This window comes from Vibrio sp. T9, from assembly GCF_003123985.1.
Lineage (GTDB): Bacteria > Pseudomonadota > Gammaproteobacteria > Enterobacterales > Vibrionaceae > Vibrio > Vibrio diabolicus.
On the sequence record NZ_NIGY01000015.1, the window covers coordinates 33,552 to 47,599 of the forward strand.

Genomic DNA, 14,048 nt, shown 5'->3' on the forward strand with positions numbered 1-14,048 from the left:
CTTTTGATCCCAGGTAATCCTCGATCTGATCCAATCATGATCACAAGATATGATCCAAAGAAGATCCATGATCTTGTTGATCATTTTTAGGTTATCCACAGAAACGGTCGATCCTAATAGTAGATCTAATAAAAGATCATATATATAGATCTTATATATATTTATCTTGAAGCTTAAAACGGATAAAACGAGAAAACGTTTTTCTCTGTGGCATAAAGCAGGTAAAATACGGCTCCTTTATCTGTCCATTAAATCCCTTTGAATACCTGAGGTCAGTTCATGCTTTATCACGAAAACTTTGACGTCATTGTTGTCGGTGGCGGACACGCAGGAACGGAAGCCGCGCTCGCATCTGCACGCACAGGACAAAAAACGCTTCTCCTTACCCATAACATCGATACATTAGGCCAGATGTCTTGTAACCCGGCGATTGGTGGTATTGGTAAAGGTCACTTAGTAAAAGAAGTGGATGCTATGGGCGGTTTGATGGCTGAAGCCATCGACCATGCAGGTATTCAATTCCGTACACTAAATGCCTCCAAAGGTCCTGCAGTTCGAGCGACTCGAGCTCAAGCGGATCGTGCTCTGTACAAAGCGTACGTCCGTAACGCATTAGAAAATGCACCTAACTTAACGCTGTTCCAGCAGTCAGTGGATGATCTGATTGTTGAGCAAGACCGCGCGGTTGGCGTGGTGACTCAAATGGGACTTCGCTTCCATGCGAAAGCCGTCGTACTAACGGTAGGTACGTTTCTTGGTGGTAAGATCCACATTGGCATGGAGAGCTCTTCAGGCGGACGTGCAGGAGATCCACCGTCGATCGCATTAGCGGATCGATTACGTGAACTGCCATTCCGTGTGGATCGTTTAAAAACGGGTACCCCACCGCGCATTGATGCTCGCACCGTTGATTTTTCAGTGCTTGAAGCTCAGCACGGTGATAACCCTACCCCTGTATTTTCATTCATGGGTAAACGCGAACAACACCCGCGTCAGATCCCATGTTTTATTACGCACACCAATGAGCAAACGCACGACGTGATCCGTAGCAACTTGGATCGCAGTCCGATGTACGCGGGTGTGATTGAAGGCATTGGTCCGCGTTACTGCCCGTCGATTGAAGACAAAGTGATGCGTTTTGCGGATAAAAATAGCCACCAAATCTTCATTGAGCCAGAAGGTTTAACGACGCACGAGCTATACCCTAACGGTATCTCGACTAGCTTGCCATTTGATGTGCAAGTACAAATCGTTCGCTCAATGAAAGGTTTTGAAAATGCGCATATCGTTCGTCCTGGTTATGCGATTGAATACGATTTCTTCGATCCACGTGATTTGAAGCAAACGTACGAAACCAAGTTTATTCATGGTCTGTTCTTTGCTGGTCAGATAAATGGTACGACTGGCTACGAAGAAGCCGCAGCGCAAGGCTTGATGGCCGGTCTAAACGCAAGCTTGTACAGCCAAGACAAAGAAGGCTGGAGCCCACGTCGTGACCAAGCTTACATGGGCGTATTGATTGATGATTTATCGACCATGGGTACCAAAGAACCGTACCGCATGTTCACTTCTCGTGCGGAATACCGCTTGTTGCTACGTGAAGATAACGCCGATTTACGTTTAACGGAAAAAGCACGCGAGTTAGGCTTGATTGACGATGTTCGTTGGGCTCGCTTTAACGAGAAACTCAATAACATGGAAACGGAACGTCAGCGTTTGAAATCAACGTGGATGAATCCGAAATCAGAAGGCGTTGATGAGCTGAACAAGCTGCTGAAAACCCCAATGGCACGTGAAGCGAGTGGTGAGGATCTTCTGCGTCGTCCAGAGATCACTTATTCGCAACTGACGCAACTTGAAGCGTTTGCTCCTGCACTTGAAGATCAGCAAGCGGCGGAGCAAGTTGAAATTCAAGTAAAATACGATGGTTACATCAAGCGTCAGCAGGAAGAGATCGAAAAATCATTGCGTCACGAAAATACCAAGTTACCTGCTGATTTGGATTACCGCGATGTAAAAGGTTTATCAAACGAAGTCGTTGCTAAATTGAGTGAGGCCAAACCAGAGAGCATCGGTATTGCATCGCGCATTTCTGGTATTACGCCTGCAGCAATCTCTATTCTTCTTGTTCACTTGAAAAAGCATGGTTTGCTGAAGAAAGGTGAGGAAGAATAAAATGAGCGCATTGCGAACAAAACTGGATTCACTGATCGCGAAAACCGATTTAGAAGTGTCAGAGCAACAAAGAGAGCAATTGGTCGGTTACGTCGAACTGCTCGACAAGTGGAACAAAGCGTACAACTTAACGTCGGTGCGCGATCCGCTTGATATGTTAGTGAAACATATTCTTGATAGCATCGTGGTGAGCACACACCTGCCCGGTGAGCGCTTTATTGATGTTGGTACTGGTCCGGGCTTACCGGGCATACCTTTGGCAATCATGAACCCTGAGAAGACCTTCTTCTTGCTCGACAGTCTTGGCAAACGCATCCGTTTTATCAAGCAAGTCGTGCACACATTAGGGCTGAAAAACGTGACACCAATTCAAAGTCGCGTAGAAGAATTCCAACCTGAAGAAAAATTTGATGGCGTTTTGAGTCGAGCTTTTGCTTCAATGACAGACATGGTGGAATGGTGCCACCATTTGCCGAAACAAGAGCATGGGGTGTTTCTAGCGCTGAAAGGACAGCACCCTAAAGATGAAATGGATCAGCTTCCTGAATGGTGCTGTGTGACAGAGATCATATCTTTAGCTGTTCCTGAGTTGGAAGGTGATCGTCATCTAGTAATCTTATCGCGCAAGGAAAATTAGCGAGGTAATCGTGGGTAAAATTGTAGCAATCGCCAACCAGAAAGGTGGGGTCGGCAAAACAACAACGTGCATTAACTTAGCGGCTTCGATGGCGGCAACAAAGCGCAAGGTTTTGGTGATCGATCTCGACCCGCAAGGCAATGCTACGATGGCCAGTGGCGTGGATAAGTATATGGTCGATGCCACCGCATACGATCTTTTGGTCGAAGATACACCGTTCGATCAAGTCGTATGTACCCAAACCACAGGGAAGTATGATTTGATCGCGGCGAACGGTGACGTAACCGCGGCAGAGATCAAATTGATGGAAGTGTTCGCTCGCGAAGTGCGTTTAAAAAATGCATTGTCGTCAGTTCGCGATAACTATGATTTCATCTTTATTGATTGTCCTCCTTCTCTAAACCTTCTTACAATCAATGCGATGGCGGCAGCTGATTCTGTGCTGGTGCCGATGCAATGTGAATACTTTGCGTTAGAAGGTTTAACTGCTCTTATGGACACAATCAGCAAGTTAGCGGCTGTGGTTAATGAAAACCTCAAAATCGAAGGTTTACTGCGTACTATGTACGACCCGCGCAACCGCCTATCGAATGAAGTGTCCGATCAACTTAAAAAACACTTTGGCAATAAAGTTTACCGTACCGTCATTCCGCGTAATGTGCGTTTGGCCGAAGCGCCAAGTCACGGTAAACCAGCGATGTACTACGATAAGTACTCTGCAGGGGCCAAAGCGTATCTTGCTCTAGCGGGCGAAATGCTCCGCCGCGAAGAAATCCCAGTTTAACTCTAACCTAAGGAATTCAACCCCATGTCTAAGCGTGGTCTCGGAAAAGGACTGGATGCGTTATTGTCGACCAGTTCGTTTGCTCGTGAAAAACAGCATATTGCATCGCATAGCCAAGAATTATCGGCAGACGGTGAGTTAACCGACTTAGCGATTGGTCAATTGCAACCGGGCGTATACCAACCGCGTAAAGATATGGCGCCTGAAGCGCTAGAAGAATTAGCGGCTTCGATTCAGTCACAAGGCATTATTCAGCCAATCGTGGTTCGCCAGGTTGAAAGCGGCCAGTTTGAGATCATCGCAGGTGAGCGCCGCTGGCGTGCGGCAAGGCAGGCTGGTTTAAAACGCGTGCCGTGTTTGGTGAAGAAAGTCGAAGATCGCGCGGCGATTGCCATGGCGTTGATTGAGAACATTCAACGCGAAGACTTGAATGTGATTGAAGAAGCACAAGCGCTTGAGCGCTTACAAGACGAATTTACGCTTACGCATCAACAAGTCGCGGAAGTGATTGGTAAGTCGAGAACGACAGTCAGTAACTTGTTACGTTTAAATCAGCTTGAGTCCAATGTGAAAAGCTTGGTTGCGGATAAATTGCTAGAAATGGGTCATGCGCGAGCGTTATTGGCCTTGCAGGGTGAGCAGCAGGTTGAGGTTGCTCAACAAGTCGCGAAAAAGCAAATGACTGTTCGCCAAACCGAACAGTTAGTAAAAAAGTGCTTAGCCCCACAAAATGAGCAAAAAGGGCAACAAGAAGATACCGAAGCTGAGCAAATGTCGCATAAATTGAGTCAGCTGCTTGATGCAAAAGTTTCTCTGACCCGTTCTGCAAACGGAAAAGCGAAATTGACGATAAGTATTGATGAGCCTCACAAATTGGACCAACTAATTGCCAAGCTTGAGGCCTAGATGAGATAATTGATTTAGGTCAATTAATCTAATTAATCGAATTTTGTGCGAAAGTTGTCGTTTTGTAAACAAAACTGTAAGTTTTTGATGCAATCGAATTGCTTTACGTTGAACTGAACGTATAATTTTCGCCAATTTCCCAGCACAGAGAGTTTAGTGCGAAGTGGATATTACTAGAGGTACGAATACATGGTAGCTGCGTTAGCTAGACCAGGACGAGAGCTCGCAAGGCAATTGTTAATGATCCAGTCTGGCGCGGTTATTTTTGTGGCAGCAGGAATGGCGGTAGCCATAAATCCTGACTGGGGATTTTCAGCGCTGATTGGCGGAGGCATTTTTGTTGTTGCCAATGCAGTATTCGCGCTGTGTGCTTTCATGTTTAGTGGGGCTCGCGCTGCCAAGCGCATCGCGGCTTCCTTCTATACGGGTGAAGTACTGAAAATTCTCATCACGGTTGCACTGTTCTATGTTGCCTACATGTATATGCAGGTGGAACTTGTTCCCCTCAAACTAACCTATTTGCTGGTACTAGGTATTAATATCTGTGCACCAGTGCTATTCATTAACAACAAAAAATAGGATGAGTTATGGCTGCGCCAGGTGAAGCGCTAACATCGTCCGGTTACATTGCCCACCACCTTTCTAACCTATCGCTGTATAAGTTGGGTTTAGTAGGGTCGGAGACAAGTTTCTGGAACGTACATATCGATAGCCTGTTTTTTTCTTGGTTTACTGGTTTAATCTTCCTCGGAATTTTTTACAAAGTAGCGAAGAGAACAACAGCGGGTGTACCGGGTAAGCTTCAGTGTGCTGTAGAAATGATCGTTGAATTTGTCGCCGATAACGTCAAAGACACGTTCCATGGACGCAACCCACTGATCGCGCCTTTAGCACTGACTATCTTTTGTTGGGTATTTTTGATGAACGTGATGGACTTAGTTCCTATCGACTTCTTACCGTACCCAGCAGAACATTGGCTAGGTATCCCTTACCTTAAGGTTGTACCGTCTGCTGATGTGAATATCACCATGGCTATGGCTCTAGGCGTTTTTGCATTGATGATTTACTACAGCATCAAAGTGAAAGGTCTAGGTGGATTCGCAAAAGAACTTGCACTACATCCATTCAATCACCCACTTATGATTCCGTTTAACCTGCTGATTGAAGTGGTATCGCTACTGGCGAAACCTCTATCACTTGGTATGCGTCTATTCGGTAACATGTTCGCGGGTGAGGTTGTATTCATTCTTTGTGCGGCAATGCTACCATGGTACTTACAATGGATGGGTTCACTACCGTGGGCAATCTTCCATATCTTGGTTATTACGATTCAAGCCTTCGTATTCATGATGTTGACAATTGTTTACCTGTCAATGGCACACGAAGATCCTGATCATTAATTTTTTTAAAGCTTTTTATTTGGGCACTAAGCCAACAACTATAAATTGGAGATAGTAATGGAAACTTTACTGAGCTTTTCTGCAATCGCCGTAGGTATTATCGTCGGTCTTGCTTCTCTTGGTACAGCGATTGGTTTCGCACTGCTAGGTGGTAAATTCCTAGAAGGTGCTGCACGTCAACCAGAAATGGCTCCTATGCTACAAGTTAAGATGTTCATCATCGCGGGTCTACTTGATGCGGTTCCAATGATCGGTATCGTAATCGCGCTACTATTCACTTTCGCAAACCCATTCGTTGGTCAACTAGGTTAATCACCTTTAACTCGGGACGAGCGATTAGCGCTTGTCACTGATTAACACTAAGTCCAAATAGAGGGGTAGCTGTTGTGAACATAAACGCAACTCTGCTAGGTCAAGCAATCTCGTTTGCACTATTTGTGTGGTTCTGCATGAAGTATGTATGGCCACCATTGATGAAAGCGATCGAAGAGCGTCAGAAGAAAATTGCTGATGGCCTTCAAGCAGCAGAACGTGCTGCGAAAGACTTGGATCTAGCACAAGCCAACGCTTCTGATCAATTGAAAGAAGCGAAGCGCACAGCAACTGAGATCATCGAACAAGCGAACAAGCGCAAGTCTCAAATTCTTGATGAAGCTCGCGAGGAAGCTCAGGCAGAACGCCAGAAAATCCTAGCGCAAGCAGAAGCAGAACTTGAAGCTGAACGCAATCGTGCGCGCGATGACCTGCGCAAACAAGTTGCTACTCTGGCTGTAGCTGGTGCTGAGAAAATCCTTGAGCGTTCTATCGATAAAGATGCGCAAAAAGATATTCTCGACAACATTACTGCAAAACTTTAAGTCTGGGGGCGCATATGTCTGATTTGACTACTATCGCACGCCCCTATGCTAAAGCAGCCTTCGACTTTGCTTTAGAGAAAGACCAGTTGGACCAATGGGGCCAAATGTTATCTTTTGCTGCTGAAGTGGCCAAAAACGAACAAATGAACGAACTTCTAACCGGTTCGGTTTCTGCTGATAAAATGGCAGAGATTTTTGTTGCAGTTTGCGGCGAACAAGTTGATACGCACGGTCAAAACCTTTTGAAGGTGATGGCTGAGAATGGTCGTTTAGCGGCCCTTCCTGATGTTTGCACAGAGTTTTACACTCTGAAGAAAGAGCATGAGAAAGAAATCGATGTTGAAGTCATTTCAGCAACAGAACTTTCTGATGAGCAACTTGCAAACATTGGCAGCAAACTTGAAAAGCGTCTTGAACGCAAAGTGAAGCTGAATTGCAGTGTAGATGAGACCCTACTTGGTGGGGTTATTATTCGAGCCGGAGACCTAGTCATCGATGACTCAGCGCGTGGTCGTTTGAACCGCCTGAGCGATGCATTGCAGTCTTAATGGGGATTGGAGCATGCAACTTAATTCCACGGAAATTAGCGATCTAATCAAACAACGTATCGAATCTTTCGAAGTTGTTAGTGAAGCTCGCAACGAGGGTACTATCGTATCGGTAAGCGATGGTATCATCCGCATCCACGGCCTAGCGGACGTGATGCAAGGTGAAATGATTGAATTACCGGGTGGCCGTTATGCACTGGCACTTAACCTTGAGCGTGACTCGGTTGGTGCGGTTGTAATGGGCCCATATGCTGACCTTAAGGAAGGCATGAAAGTTACAGGTACTGGCCGCATTCTTGAAGTGCCAGTTGGTCCAGAACTACTAGGCCGCGTAGTAAACACGCTAGGTGAGCCTATCGATGGTAAAGGTCCAATCGAAGCGAAAATGACTTCGCCTGTAGAAGTGATCGCACCAGGTGTAATCGACCGTAAATCGGTAGACCAACCTGTGCAAACTGGTTATAAGTCAGTTGACTCAATGATCCCTATCGGTCGTGGTCAGCGTGAGCTTATCATCGGTGACCGTCAGATTGGTAAAACAGCACTGGCGATCGACGCGATCATCAACCAGAAAGACTCTGGTATTTTCTCTATCTACGTAGCAATTGGTCAGAAAGCATCGACTATCGCTAACGTAGTTCGCAAACTAGAAGAGCACGGCGCACTACAAAACACTATCGTTGTAGTTGCATCAGCTTCTGAATCTGCAGCGCTGCAATACCTAGCGCCATACGCAGGTTGTGCGATGGGGGAATACTTCCGCGATCGCGGTGAAGACGCACTGATTGTTTACGATGACCTATCTAAGCAAGCGGTAGCTTACCGTCAGATCTCTCTACTACTTAAACGTCCACCAGGCCGTGAGGCATTCCCAGGTGACGTATTCTACTTACACTCGCGTCTACTAGAGCGTGCAGCTCGTGTAAACGAAGAGTACGTAGAACGTTTCACTAACGGTGAAGTGAAAGGTAAGACTGGTTCATTGACTGCTCTTCCTATCATCGAAACTCAAGCAGGTGACGTTTCAGCATTCGTACCGACTAACGTAATCTCGATTACCGATGGTCAGATCTTCCTACAAACTGAGCTATTCAACGCCGGTGTTCGTCCAGCGGTTGACCCAGGTATCTCAGTATCTCGTGTAGGTGGTTCAGCTCAGACGAAAATCATCAAGAAACTATCAGGTGGTATCCGTACAGCACTAGCTGCATACCGCGAACTAGCAGCATTTGCTCAGTTCTCTTCTGACCTTGATGAAGCAACGAAGAAACAGCTAGACCATGGTCAAAAAGTAACAGAACTAATGAAGCAGAAGCAGTACGCTCCAATGTCTGTATTTGACCAAGCTCTAACTATCTTCGCGGCAGAGCGCGGTTACCTTGATGATGTAGAACTTAACAAAGTTCTAGATTTCGAGGCGGCTCTACTATCGTACGCTCGCGGTCAATACGCTGAACTAGCAGCTGAGATCGACAAGTCTGGCGCTTACAACGATGAAATCGAAGCTCAGTTGAAGAAACTGACTGACGACTTCAAAGCAACCCAAACTTGGTAATTAGGTCGGTGGCAGTTTCTGCCACCAACTAACGGAGAGTAACGATGGCCGGCGCAAAAGAGATACGTAATAAAATCGGTAGTGTTAAAAGCACGCAGAAAATTACGAAAGCGATGGAAATGGTAGCAGCTTCAAAAATGCGTCGTTCTCAAGATGCAATGGAAGCTTCTCGTCCATACGCTGAAACAATGCGTAAAGTGATCGGTCATGTGGCTAACGCAAACCTAGAGTACCGTCATCCGTACCTAGAAGAGCGTGAAGCTAAACGTGTTGGTTACATCATCGTTTCGACAGACCGTGGTCTGTGTGGTGGTTTGAACATTAACGTGTTCAAAAAAGCCGTTACAGACATGCAAGCATGGAGAGAGAAAGGTGCTGAGATTGAGCTTGCCGTTGTTGGCTCAAAAGCAACAGCTTTCTTTAAACATGGTGGCGCAAAAGTTGCGGCACAGGTTTCTGGCCTGGGTGATAACCCAAGCTTAGAAGACCTAATCGGTTCTGTTGGCGTAATGCTGAAGAAATACGATGAAGGTGAACTGGACCGTCTATACGTAGTATTCAACAAGTTTGTGAATACTATGGTTCAGCAACCAACGATCGATCAATTGCTACCTTTGCCTAAATCGGACAGCGAAGAGATGCAGCGTGAGCACTCATGGGACTACATCTATGAGCCTGAGCCAAAACCTCTACTGGATACGCTACTAGTGCGTTACGTAGAGTCTCAGGTATACCAAGGTGTGGTTGAGAACCTTGCTTGTGAACAAGCGGCTCGAATGATTGCGATGAAGGCTGCAACGGATAACGCAACCAACTTGATTGACGATTTGGAACTTGTGTACAACAAAGCCCGTCAGGCTGCGATCACACAAGAACTATCGGAAATCGTTGGTGGTGCAGCTGCGGTTTAAGCTTAGGTAAAACGAAATAGTTTAGAGGATTAACGATGGCTACAGGTAAGATCGTACAGATCATCGGTGCGGTAGTCGACGTAGAGTTCCCACAGAGCAATGTACCTAGTGTATATGACGCTCTAAACGTAACGGACTCAAAAGAGCGTCTAGTTCTTGAAGTTCAACAACAGCTAGGCGGTGGCGTAGTTCGTTGTATCGTAATGGGTAGCTCTGATGGTTTACGTCGTGGAGTTGAAGTGGTTAACACTGGCGCTCCAATTTCAGTACCAGTCGGTACTAAAACTCTAGGTCGTATCATGAACGTCCTAGGTGACGCGATTGATGAGCGTGGTGAAGTGGGCGCGGAAGAGGTTTACTCTATCCACCGCAGCGCACCAAGCTACGAAGAACAATCAAACGAGATCGCACTTCTAGAAACGGGCGTTAAAGTAATCGACCTAATTTGTCCATTCGCTAAGGGTGGTAAAATCGGTCTATTCGGTGGTGCAGGTGTTGGTAAGACCGTTAACATGATGGAACTTATCAACAACATCGCACTACAGCACTCAGGTCTATCCGTATTTGCGGGTGTTGGTGAGCGTACTCGTGAAGGTAACGATTTCTACTACGAGATGCAGGAAGCGGGCGTTGTAAACGTTGAGAAGCCTGAAGAATCTAAAGTAGCAATGGTTTACGGTCAGATGAACGAGCCACCAGGTAACCGTCTACGTGTTGCACTGACTGGTCTAACAATGGCAGAACGTTTCCGTGACGAAGGTCGTGACGTACTACTGTTCATTGACAACATCTACCGTTACACACTTGCAGGTACAGAGGTATCGGCACTGCTAGGTCGTATGCCTTCTGCGGTAGGTTACCAGCCAACTCTTGCAGAAGAGATGGGTGTACTTCAGGAGCGTATCACGTCAACGAAATCAGGTTCTATCACGTCTGTACAGGCGGTATACGTACCTGCGGATGACTTGACTGACCCGTCTCCAGCAACCACGTTCGCGCACTTGGATGCAACGGTTGTACTTAACCGTAACATCGCTGCAATGGGTCTATACCCTGCGATCGACCCACTAGATTCAACATCTCGTATGCTTGATCCACTAGTAGTTGGTCAAGATCACTACGAAGTTGCTCGTGGCGTTCAGCAGACACTTCAGCGCTACAAAGAGCTGAAAGACATCATTGCTATCCTAGGTATGGACGAGCTATCTGAAGAAGATAAGCAAGTTGTATCTCGTGCACGTAAGATTGAGCGTTTCCTAACTCAGCCTTACCACGTAGCAGAAGTATTTACAGGTGACCCTGGTATTTACGTACCTCTAAAAGAGACTCTACGTGGCTTCAAAGGTCTACTAGCTGGTGAATACGACGACATTCCTGAGCAGGCATTCATGTACTGCGGTAGCATCGACGATGCTATTGAGAATGCGAAGAAGCTATAAGGCTAACTAGGAGGCGATATGGCAGCAATAACCTTTCACCTAGACGTAGTAAGCGCTGAGAAGAAAATCTTCTCTGGTCGTGTTGAAACGTTTCAGGTGACCGGTAGCGAAGGTGAACTTGGTATTTTCCATGGTCACACACCGCTGCTGACCGCTATCAAGCCTGGTATGGTGCGTATTGTGAAACAGCACGGCCACGAAGAAATCATTTATGTTTCTGGTGGTATGGTAGAGATTCAGCCTGGTACAGCGACTGTACTGGCTGATACCGCTATCCGTGGTGAAGAACTAGACGCAGCGAAGGCAGAAGAAGCCAAGCGCCGCGCTGAGGAGCAAATCCAGAATCAGCATGGTGACATGGACTTCGCACAAGCGGCCAGTGAACTGGCTAAAGCCATTGCTCAGCTACGAGTTATCGAGCTGACAAAAAAGCGTCGCTAAGCTCAATTAGCAACGTTGCATGACAAAAGGCGGCCAAATGGTCGCCTTTTTGATTAATTTTAGTTGGAAATTTACCTTACTCCATTAACTATTTTAAAAGAGCTGTTTAAAATAACGGCCAATTAACATAAAACGTCAATAGGTTCTCAATGAAATTCAGTGCAGTGATTCTTGCTGCGGGTAAAGGTACCCGTATGCATTCGAACATGCCTAAAGTGCTTCACACTTTGGCAGGGAAGCCAATGGCAAAACATGTGATTGATACATGTACTGGTCTTGGTGCACAAAATATTCACTTAGTATTTGGTCACGGTGGTGATCAAATGCAAACCACTCTTGCTGAAGAGCCAGTAAACTGGGTGCTGCAAGCGGATCAGTTGGGAACTGGCCATGCAGTTGACCAAGCATCTCCTCGCTTCGAAGACGATGAGAAAATCCTCGTGCTTTATGGTGATGTGCCATTAATTTCAGCTGAAACCATCGAGAACTTGTTGGATGCTCAACCAACTGGTGGTATTGCACTGCTTACAGTGATGCTTGATAACCCAACAGGTTATGGTCGTATTATTCGTAAAAATGGTCCAGTTGTTGCGATTGTTGAGCAAAAAGATGCAACGGAAGAACAAAAACAAATTAAAGAGATCAACACTGGCGTGATGGTTGCGACTGGTGGGGATCTCAAGCGTTGGTTGTCTGGCTTAAACAACAACAACGCGCAAGGCGAATACTACCTAACTGACGTTATTGCAGCCGCACACGATGAAGGTCGTGCCGTTGAAGCTGTACACCCAGTCAATGCCATTGAGGTGGAAGGGGTCAACGACCGCGCGCAGCTTGCTCGTCTAGAGCGTGCTTTCCAATCAATGCAAGCTCAGAAGCTACTAGAGCAAGGTGTGATGCTACGCGATCCAGCACGCTTTGATTTGCGTGGTGAGTTGCAGTGCGGTATGGACTGTGAAATTGACGTGAATGTTATCATCGAAGGTAAAGTATCACTCGGTGATAACGTGGTTATCGGTGCGGGTTGTGTACTGAAAGATTGTGAAATCGACGACAACACCATCGTTCGCCCTTACAGTGTGATTGAAGGTGCAACGGTTGGTGAAGAATGTACCGTTGGTCCATTTACTCGCCTTCGTCCTGGTGCTGAGATGCGTAACGATTCCCATGTGGGTAACTTCGTAGAAGTGAAAAATGCGCGTATCGGAGAAGGCTCAAAAGCGAACCATCTAACTTACCTTGGTGATGCTGAAATCGGTCAACGTACGAACATCGGTGCCGGTACGATTACTTGTAACTACGATGGTGCGAACAAGTTTAAAACCATCATCGGTAATGATGTTTTTGTTGGTTCTGATAGTCAACTGGTGGCGCCTGTCACTATCGCTGATGGCGCAACCATCGGTGCAGGCACGACGCTGACAAAAGATGTTGAAGAAGGCGAGTTAGTGATTACTCGCGTCAAAGAGCGCAAAATTAATGGCTGGCAACGCCCTGTAAAACAGAAATAAGCAGTACCTGCGTTCTGTCGCTATATTGTCAAAGCCGCTCAACAAGAGCGGCTTTGTTGTTTCTAGCTAAAGGCTTCATCGTTAGTAACTGGGAATGGCGATGCGTTTTTCGAGCCAACGAACGGCTTGGGATACGAATAGAATGAGCAACAAGTACTCCAAAACGAGGAAGGTATAAATCTCTAAGGGTAAGTACTCATTCACCACCAGCTCATTGGCACGGCGAGTGAGATCGCTTAAACCAATAACACTGACTAAAGAGCTCATCTTGAGGATGTAGACAAATTGATTGCCCAGTGGCGGGAGAATTTGCCGAAACGCTTGAGGAAGAATTACCAAGCGCATCTTTTGCCAATAGCTTAAGCCCAAAGATTCAGCCGCTTCATGCTGGCCACGACTGATTGCTTGGATTCCACCGCGAAACACCTCCGCCATAAACGCACTCTCAGCAATGGTCAGTGCAATGACTCCTGCCCAAAAGTGATTGAGTGAAACATCCAATAGCGTTGGCATACCGTAATACACCCAAAGTAGTAAGACTAAAACAGGCACTGAACGGACTACCTCGACATAAATGCGGTTGATCCACTTCAAGTAGGGAGAGTTCGACAGAGCCGGTAGGGCGATGATTAAACCTAAGGTCATCGCAAATAACATACTGAGGAGTGATACTTGGATGGTGTCACTAAATCCGGCGATTAAAAACTTCAGATTGGTGAGTCCTTGCTCCGTAGAAGGATCGAGTACATACCAGCCCCATTGATAATCTGAGCAACCTGTGAGCAACAGCAGCGAAATCAGCCATAGAGTTCGAAAGGTCACATTTACTCCCTGAATTAACTAAAAAACTTCCATTGTTGCTGCTATGTTATCAATAGAGCTTT

At 46.3% G+C, this 14,048-nt stretch carries 15 protein-coding genes; 14 read left to right on the plus strand and 1 reads right to left on the minus strand.

All coding sequences use genetic code 11. The features are described 5' to 3' along the window. Nucleotides 1–279: 279 nt before the first annotated feature. From mnmG to glmU, 14 genes are all read left to right on the plus strand, one after another. Nucleotides 280–2,175: a tRNA uridine-5-carboxymethylaminomethyl(34) synthesis enzyme MnmG gene (gene mnmG, locus CBX98_RS22730; RefSeq protein WP_047010278.1), complete on the plus strand. Its 1,896-nt coding sequence runs from the start codon at nt 280–282 to the stop codon at nt 2,173–2,175. A 1-nt stretch (nt 2,176) separates the two neighbouring features. Further along, a complete protein-coding gene (rsmG, locus tag CBX98_RS22735) occupies nt 2,177–2,812 on the plus strand; it encodes a 16S rRNA (guanine(527)-N(7))-methyltransferase RsmG (RefSeq protein WP_109170324.1) in 636 nt (211 codons plus the stop codon). Nucleotides 2,813–2,822: 10 nt separating this feature from the next. After that, entirely contained in the window at nt 2,823–3,596 is a 774-nt protein-coding gene (locus tag CBX98_RS22740; protein ID WP_005383838.1) for a ParA family protein, read from the plus strand. A gap of 24 nt (nt 3,597–3,620) precedes the next feature. Continuing rightward, the gene (locus tag CBX98_RS22745) at nt 3,621–4,502 is read left to right on the plus strand and encodes a ParB/RepB/Spo0J family partition protein (protein WP_109170325.1); all 882 of its coding nucleotides are present in this window, start codon (nt 3,621–3,623) and stop codon (nt 4,500–4,502) included. A 189-nt stretch (nt 4,503–4,691) separates the two neighbouring features. Next, nucleotides 4,692–5,081, plus strand: a complete 390-nt coding sequence (locus tag CBX98_RS22750) for a F0F1 ATP synthase subunit I (RefSeq protein WP_005378921.1) — start codon at nt 4,692–4,694, stop codon at nt 5,079–5,081. An 8-nt stretch (nt 5,082–5,089) separates the two neighbouring features. Continuing rightward, nucleotides 5,090–5,902, plus strand: coding sequence for a F0F1 ATP synthase subunit A (atpB, locus tag CBX98_RS22755; RefSeq protein WP_005378922.1), 813 nt, complete (start codon nt 5,090–5,092; stop codon nt 5,900–5,902). Between the two features lie 57 nt (nt 5,903–5,959). Next, nucleotides 5,960–6,214: a F0F1 ATP synthase subunit C gene (gene atpE, locus CBX98_RS22760; RefSeq protein WP_002540812.1), complete on the plus strand. Its 255-nt coding sequence runs from the start codon at nt 5,960–5,962 to the stop codon at nt 6,212–6,214. 74 nt (nt 6,215–6,288) lie between these two features. Beyond that, complete coding sequence (gene atpF, locus CBX98_RS22765; protein ID WP_031780375.1) at nt 6,289–6,759, plus strand: F0F1 ATP synthase subunit B; 471 nt, start codon at nt 6,289–6,291, stop codon at nt 6,757–6,759. Nucleotides 6,760–6,773: 14 nt separating this feature from the next. Further along, nucleotides 6,774–7,307 (plus strand): F0F1 ATP synthase subunit delta, encoded by a 534-nt coding sequence (atpH, locus tag CBX98_RS22770; protein ID WP_005394085.1) that lies wholly within the window; start codon nt 6,774–6,776, stop codon nt 7,305–7,307. 13 nt (nt 7,308–7,320) lie between these two features. After that, complete coding sequence (gene atpA / locus CBX98_RS22775; protein WP_005394084.1) at nt 7,321–8,862, plus strand: F0F1 ATP synthase subunit alpha; 1,542 nt, start codon at nt 7,321–7,323, stop codon at nt 8,860–8,862. A gap of 44 nt (nt 8,863–8,906) precedes the next feature. Continuing rightward, nucleotides 8,907–9,773 (plus strand): F0F1 ATP synthase subunit gamma, encoded by an 867-nt coding sequence (gene atpG / locus CBX98_RS22780; protein WP_005394082.1) that lies wholly within the window; start codon nt 8,907–8,909, stop codon nt 9,771–9,773. Between the two features lie 35 nt (nt 9,774–9,808). After that, nucleotides 9,809–11,212 (plus strand): F0F1 ATP synthase subunit beta, encoded by a 1,404-nt coding sequence (atpD, locus tag CBX98_RS22785; RefSeq protein ID WP_005383849.1) that lies wholly within the window; start codon nt 9,809–9,811, stop codon nt 11,210–11,212. An 18-nt stretch (nt 11,213–11,230) separates the two neighbouring features. Next, the gene (locus CBX98_RS22790) at nt 11,231–11,653 is read left to right on the plus strand and encodes a F0F1 ATP synthase subunit epsilon (protein ID WP_005378937.1); all 423 of its coding nucleotides are present in this window, start codon (nt 11,231–11,233) and stop codon (nt 11,651–11,653) included. A 149-nt stretch (nt 11,654–11,802) separates the two neighbouring features. Continuing rightward, nucleotides 11,803–13,164 (plus strand): bifunctional UDP-N-acetylglucosamine diphosphorylase/glucosamine-1-phosphate N-acetyltransferase GlmU, encoded by a 1,362-nt coding sequence (glmU, locus tag CBX98_RS22795; RefSeq protein ID WP_005394079.1) that lies wholly within the window; start codon nt 11,803–11,805, stop codon nt 13,162–13,164. Nucleotides 13,165–13,245: 81 nt separating this feature from the next. Here glmU and CBX98_RS22800 read toward each other — a convergent pair whose 3' ends face one another. Continuing rightward, entirely contained in the window at nt 13,246–13,986 is a 741-nt protein-coding gene (locus CBX98_RS22800) for an amino acid ABC transporter permease (protein ID WP_031780374.1), read from the minus strand. Nucleotides 13,987–14,048 lie beyond the last annotated feature (62 nt).

Bases quoted from the DNA above. Each gene is read 5' to 3' on its own strand.
- CBX98_RS22790 (WP_005378937.1), top strand. From the start codon at position 11,231: ATGGCAGCAATAACCTTTCACCTAGACGTAGTAAGCGCTGAGAAGAAA.
- mnmG (WP_047010278.1), top strand. From the start codon at position 280: ATGCTTTATCACGAAAACTTTGACGTCATTGTTGTCGGTGGCGGACAC.
- CBX98_RS22750 (WP_005378921.1), top strand. From the start codon at position 4,692: ATGGTAGCTGCGTTAGCTAGACCAGGACGAGAGCTCGCAAGGCAATTG.
- rsmG (WP_109170324.1), top strand. From the start codon at position 2,177: ATGAGCGCATTGCGAACAAAACTGGATTCACTGATCGCGAAAACCGAT.
- atpH (WP_005394085.1), top strand. From the start codon at position 6,774: ATGTCTGATTTGACTACTATCGCACGCCCCTATGCTAAAGCAGCCTTC.
- atpD (WP_005383849.1), top strand. From the start codon at position 9,809: ATGGCTACAGGTAAGATCGTACAGATCATCGGTGCGGTAGTCGACGTA.
- atpE (WP_002540812.1), top strand. From the start codon at position 5,960: ATGGAAACTTTACTGAGCTTTTCTGCAATCGCCGTAGGTATTATCGTC.
- atpB (WP_005378922.1), top strand. From the start codon at position 5,090: ATGGCTGCGCCAGGTGAAGCGCTAACATCGTCCGGTTACATTGCCCAC.
- CBX98_RS22745 (WP_109170325.1), top strand. From the start codon at position 3,621: ATGTCTAAGCGTGGTCTCGGAAAAGGACTGGATGCGTTATTGTCGACC.
- atpG (WP_005394082.1), top strand. From the start codon at position 8,907: ATGGCCGGCGCAAAAGAGATACGTAATAAAATCGGTAGTGTTAAAAGC.
- atpA (WP_005394084.1), top strand. From the start codon at position 7,321: ATGCAACTTAATTCCACGGAAATTAGCGATCTAATCAAACAACGTATC.
- glmU (WP_005394079.1), top strand. From the start codon at position 11,803: ATGAAATTCAGTGCAGTGATTCTTGCTGCGGGTAAAGGTACCCGTATG.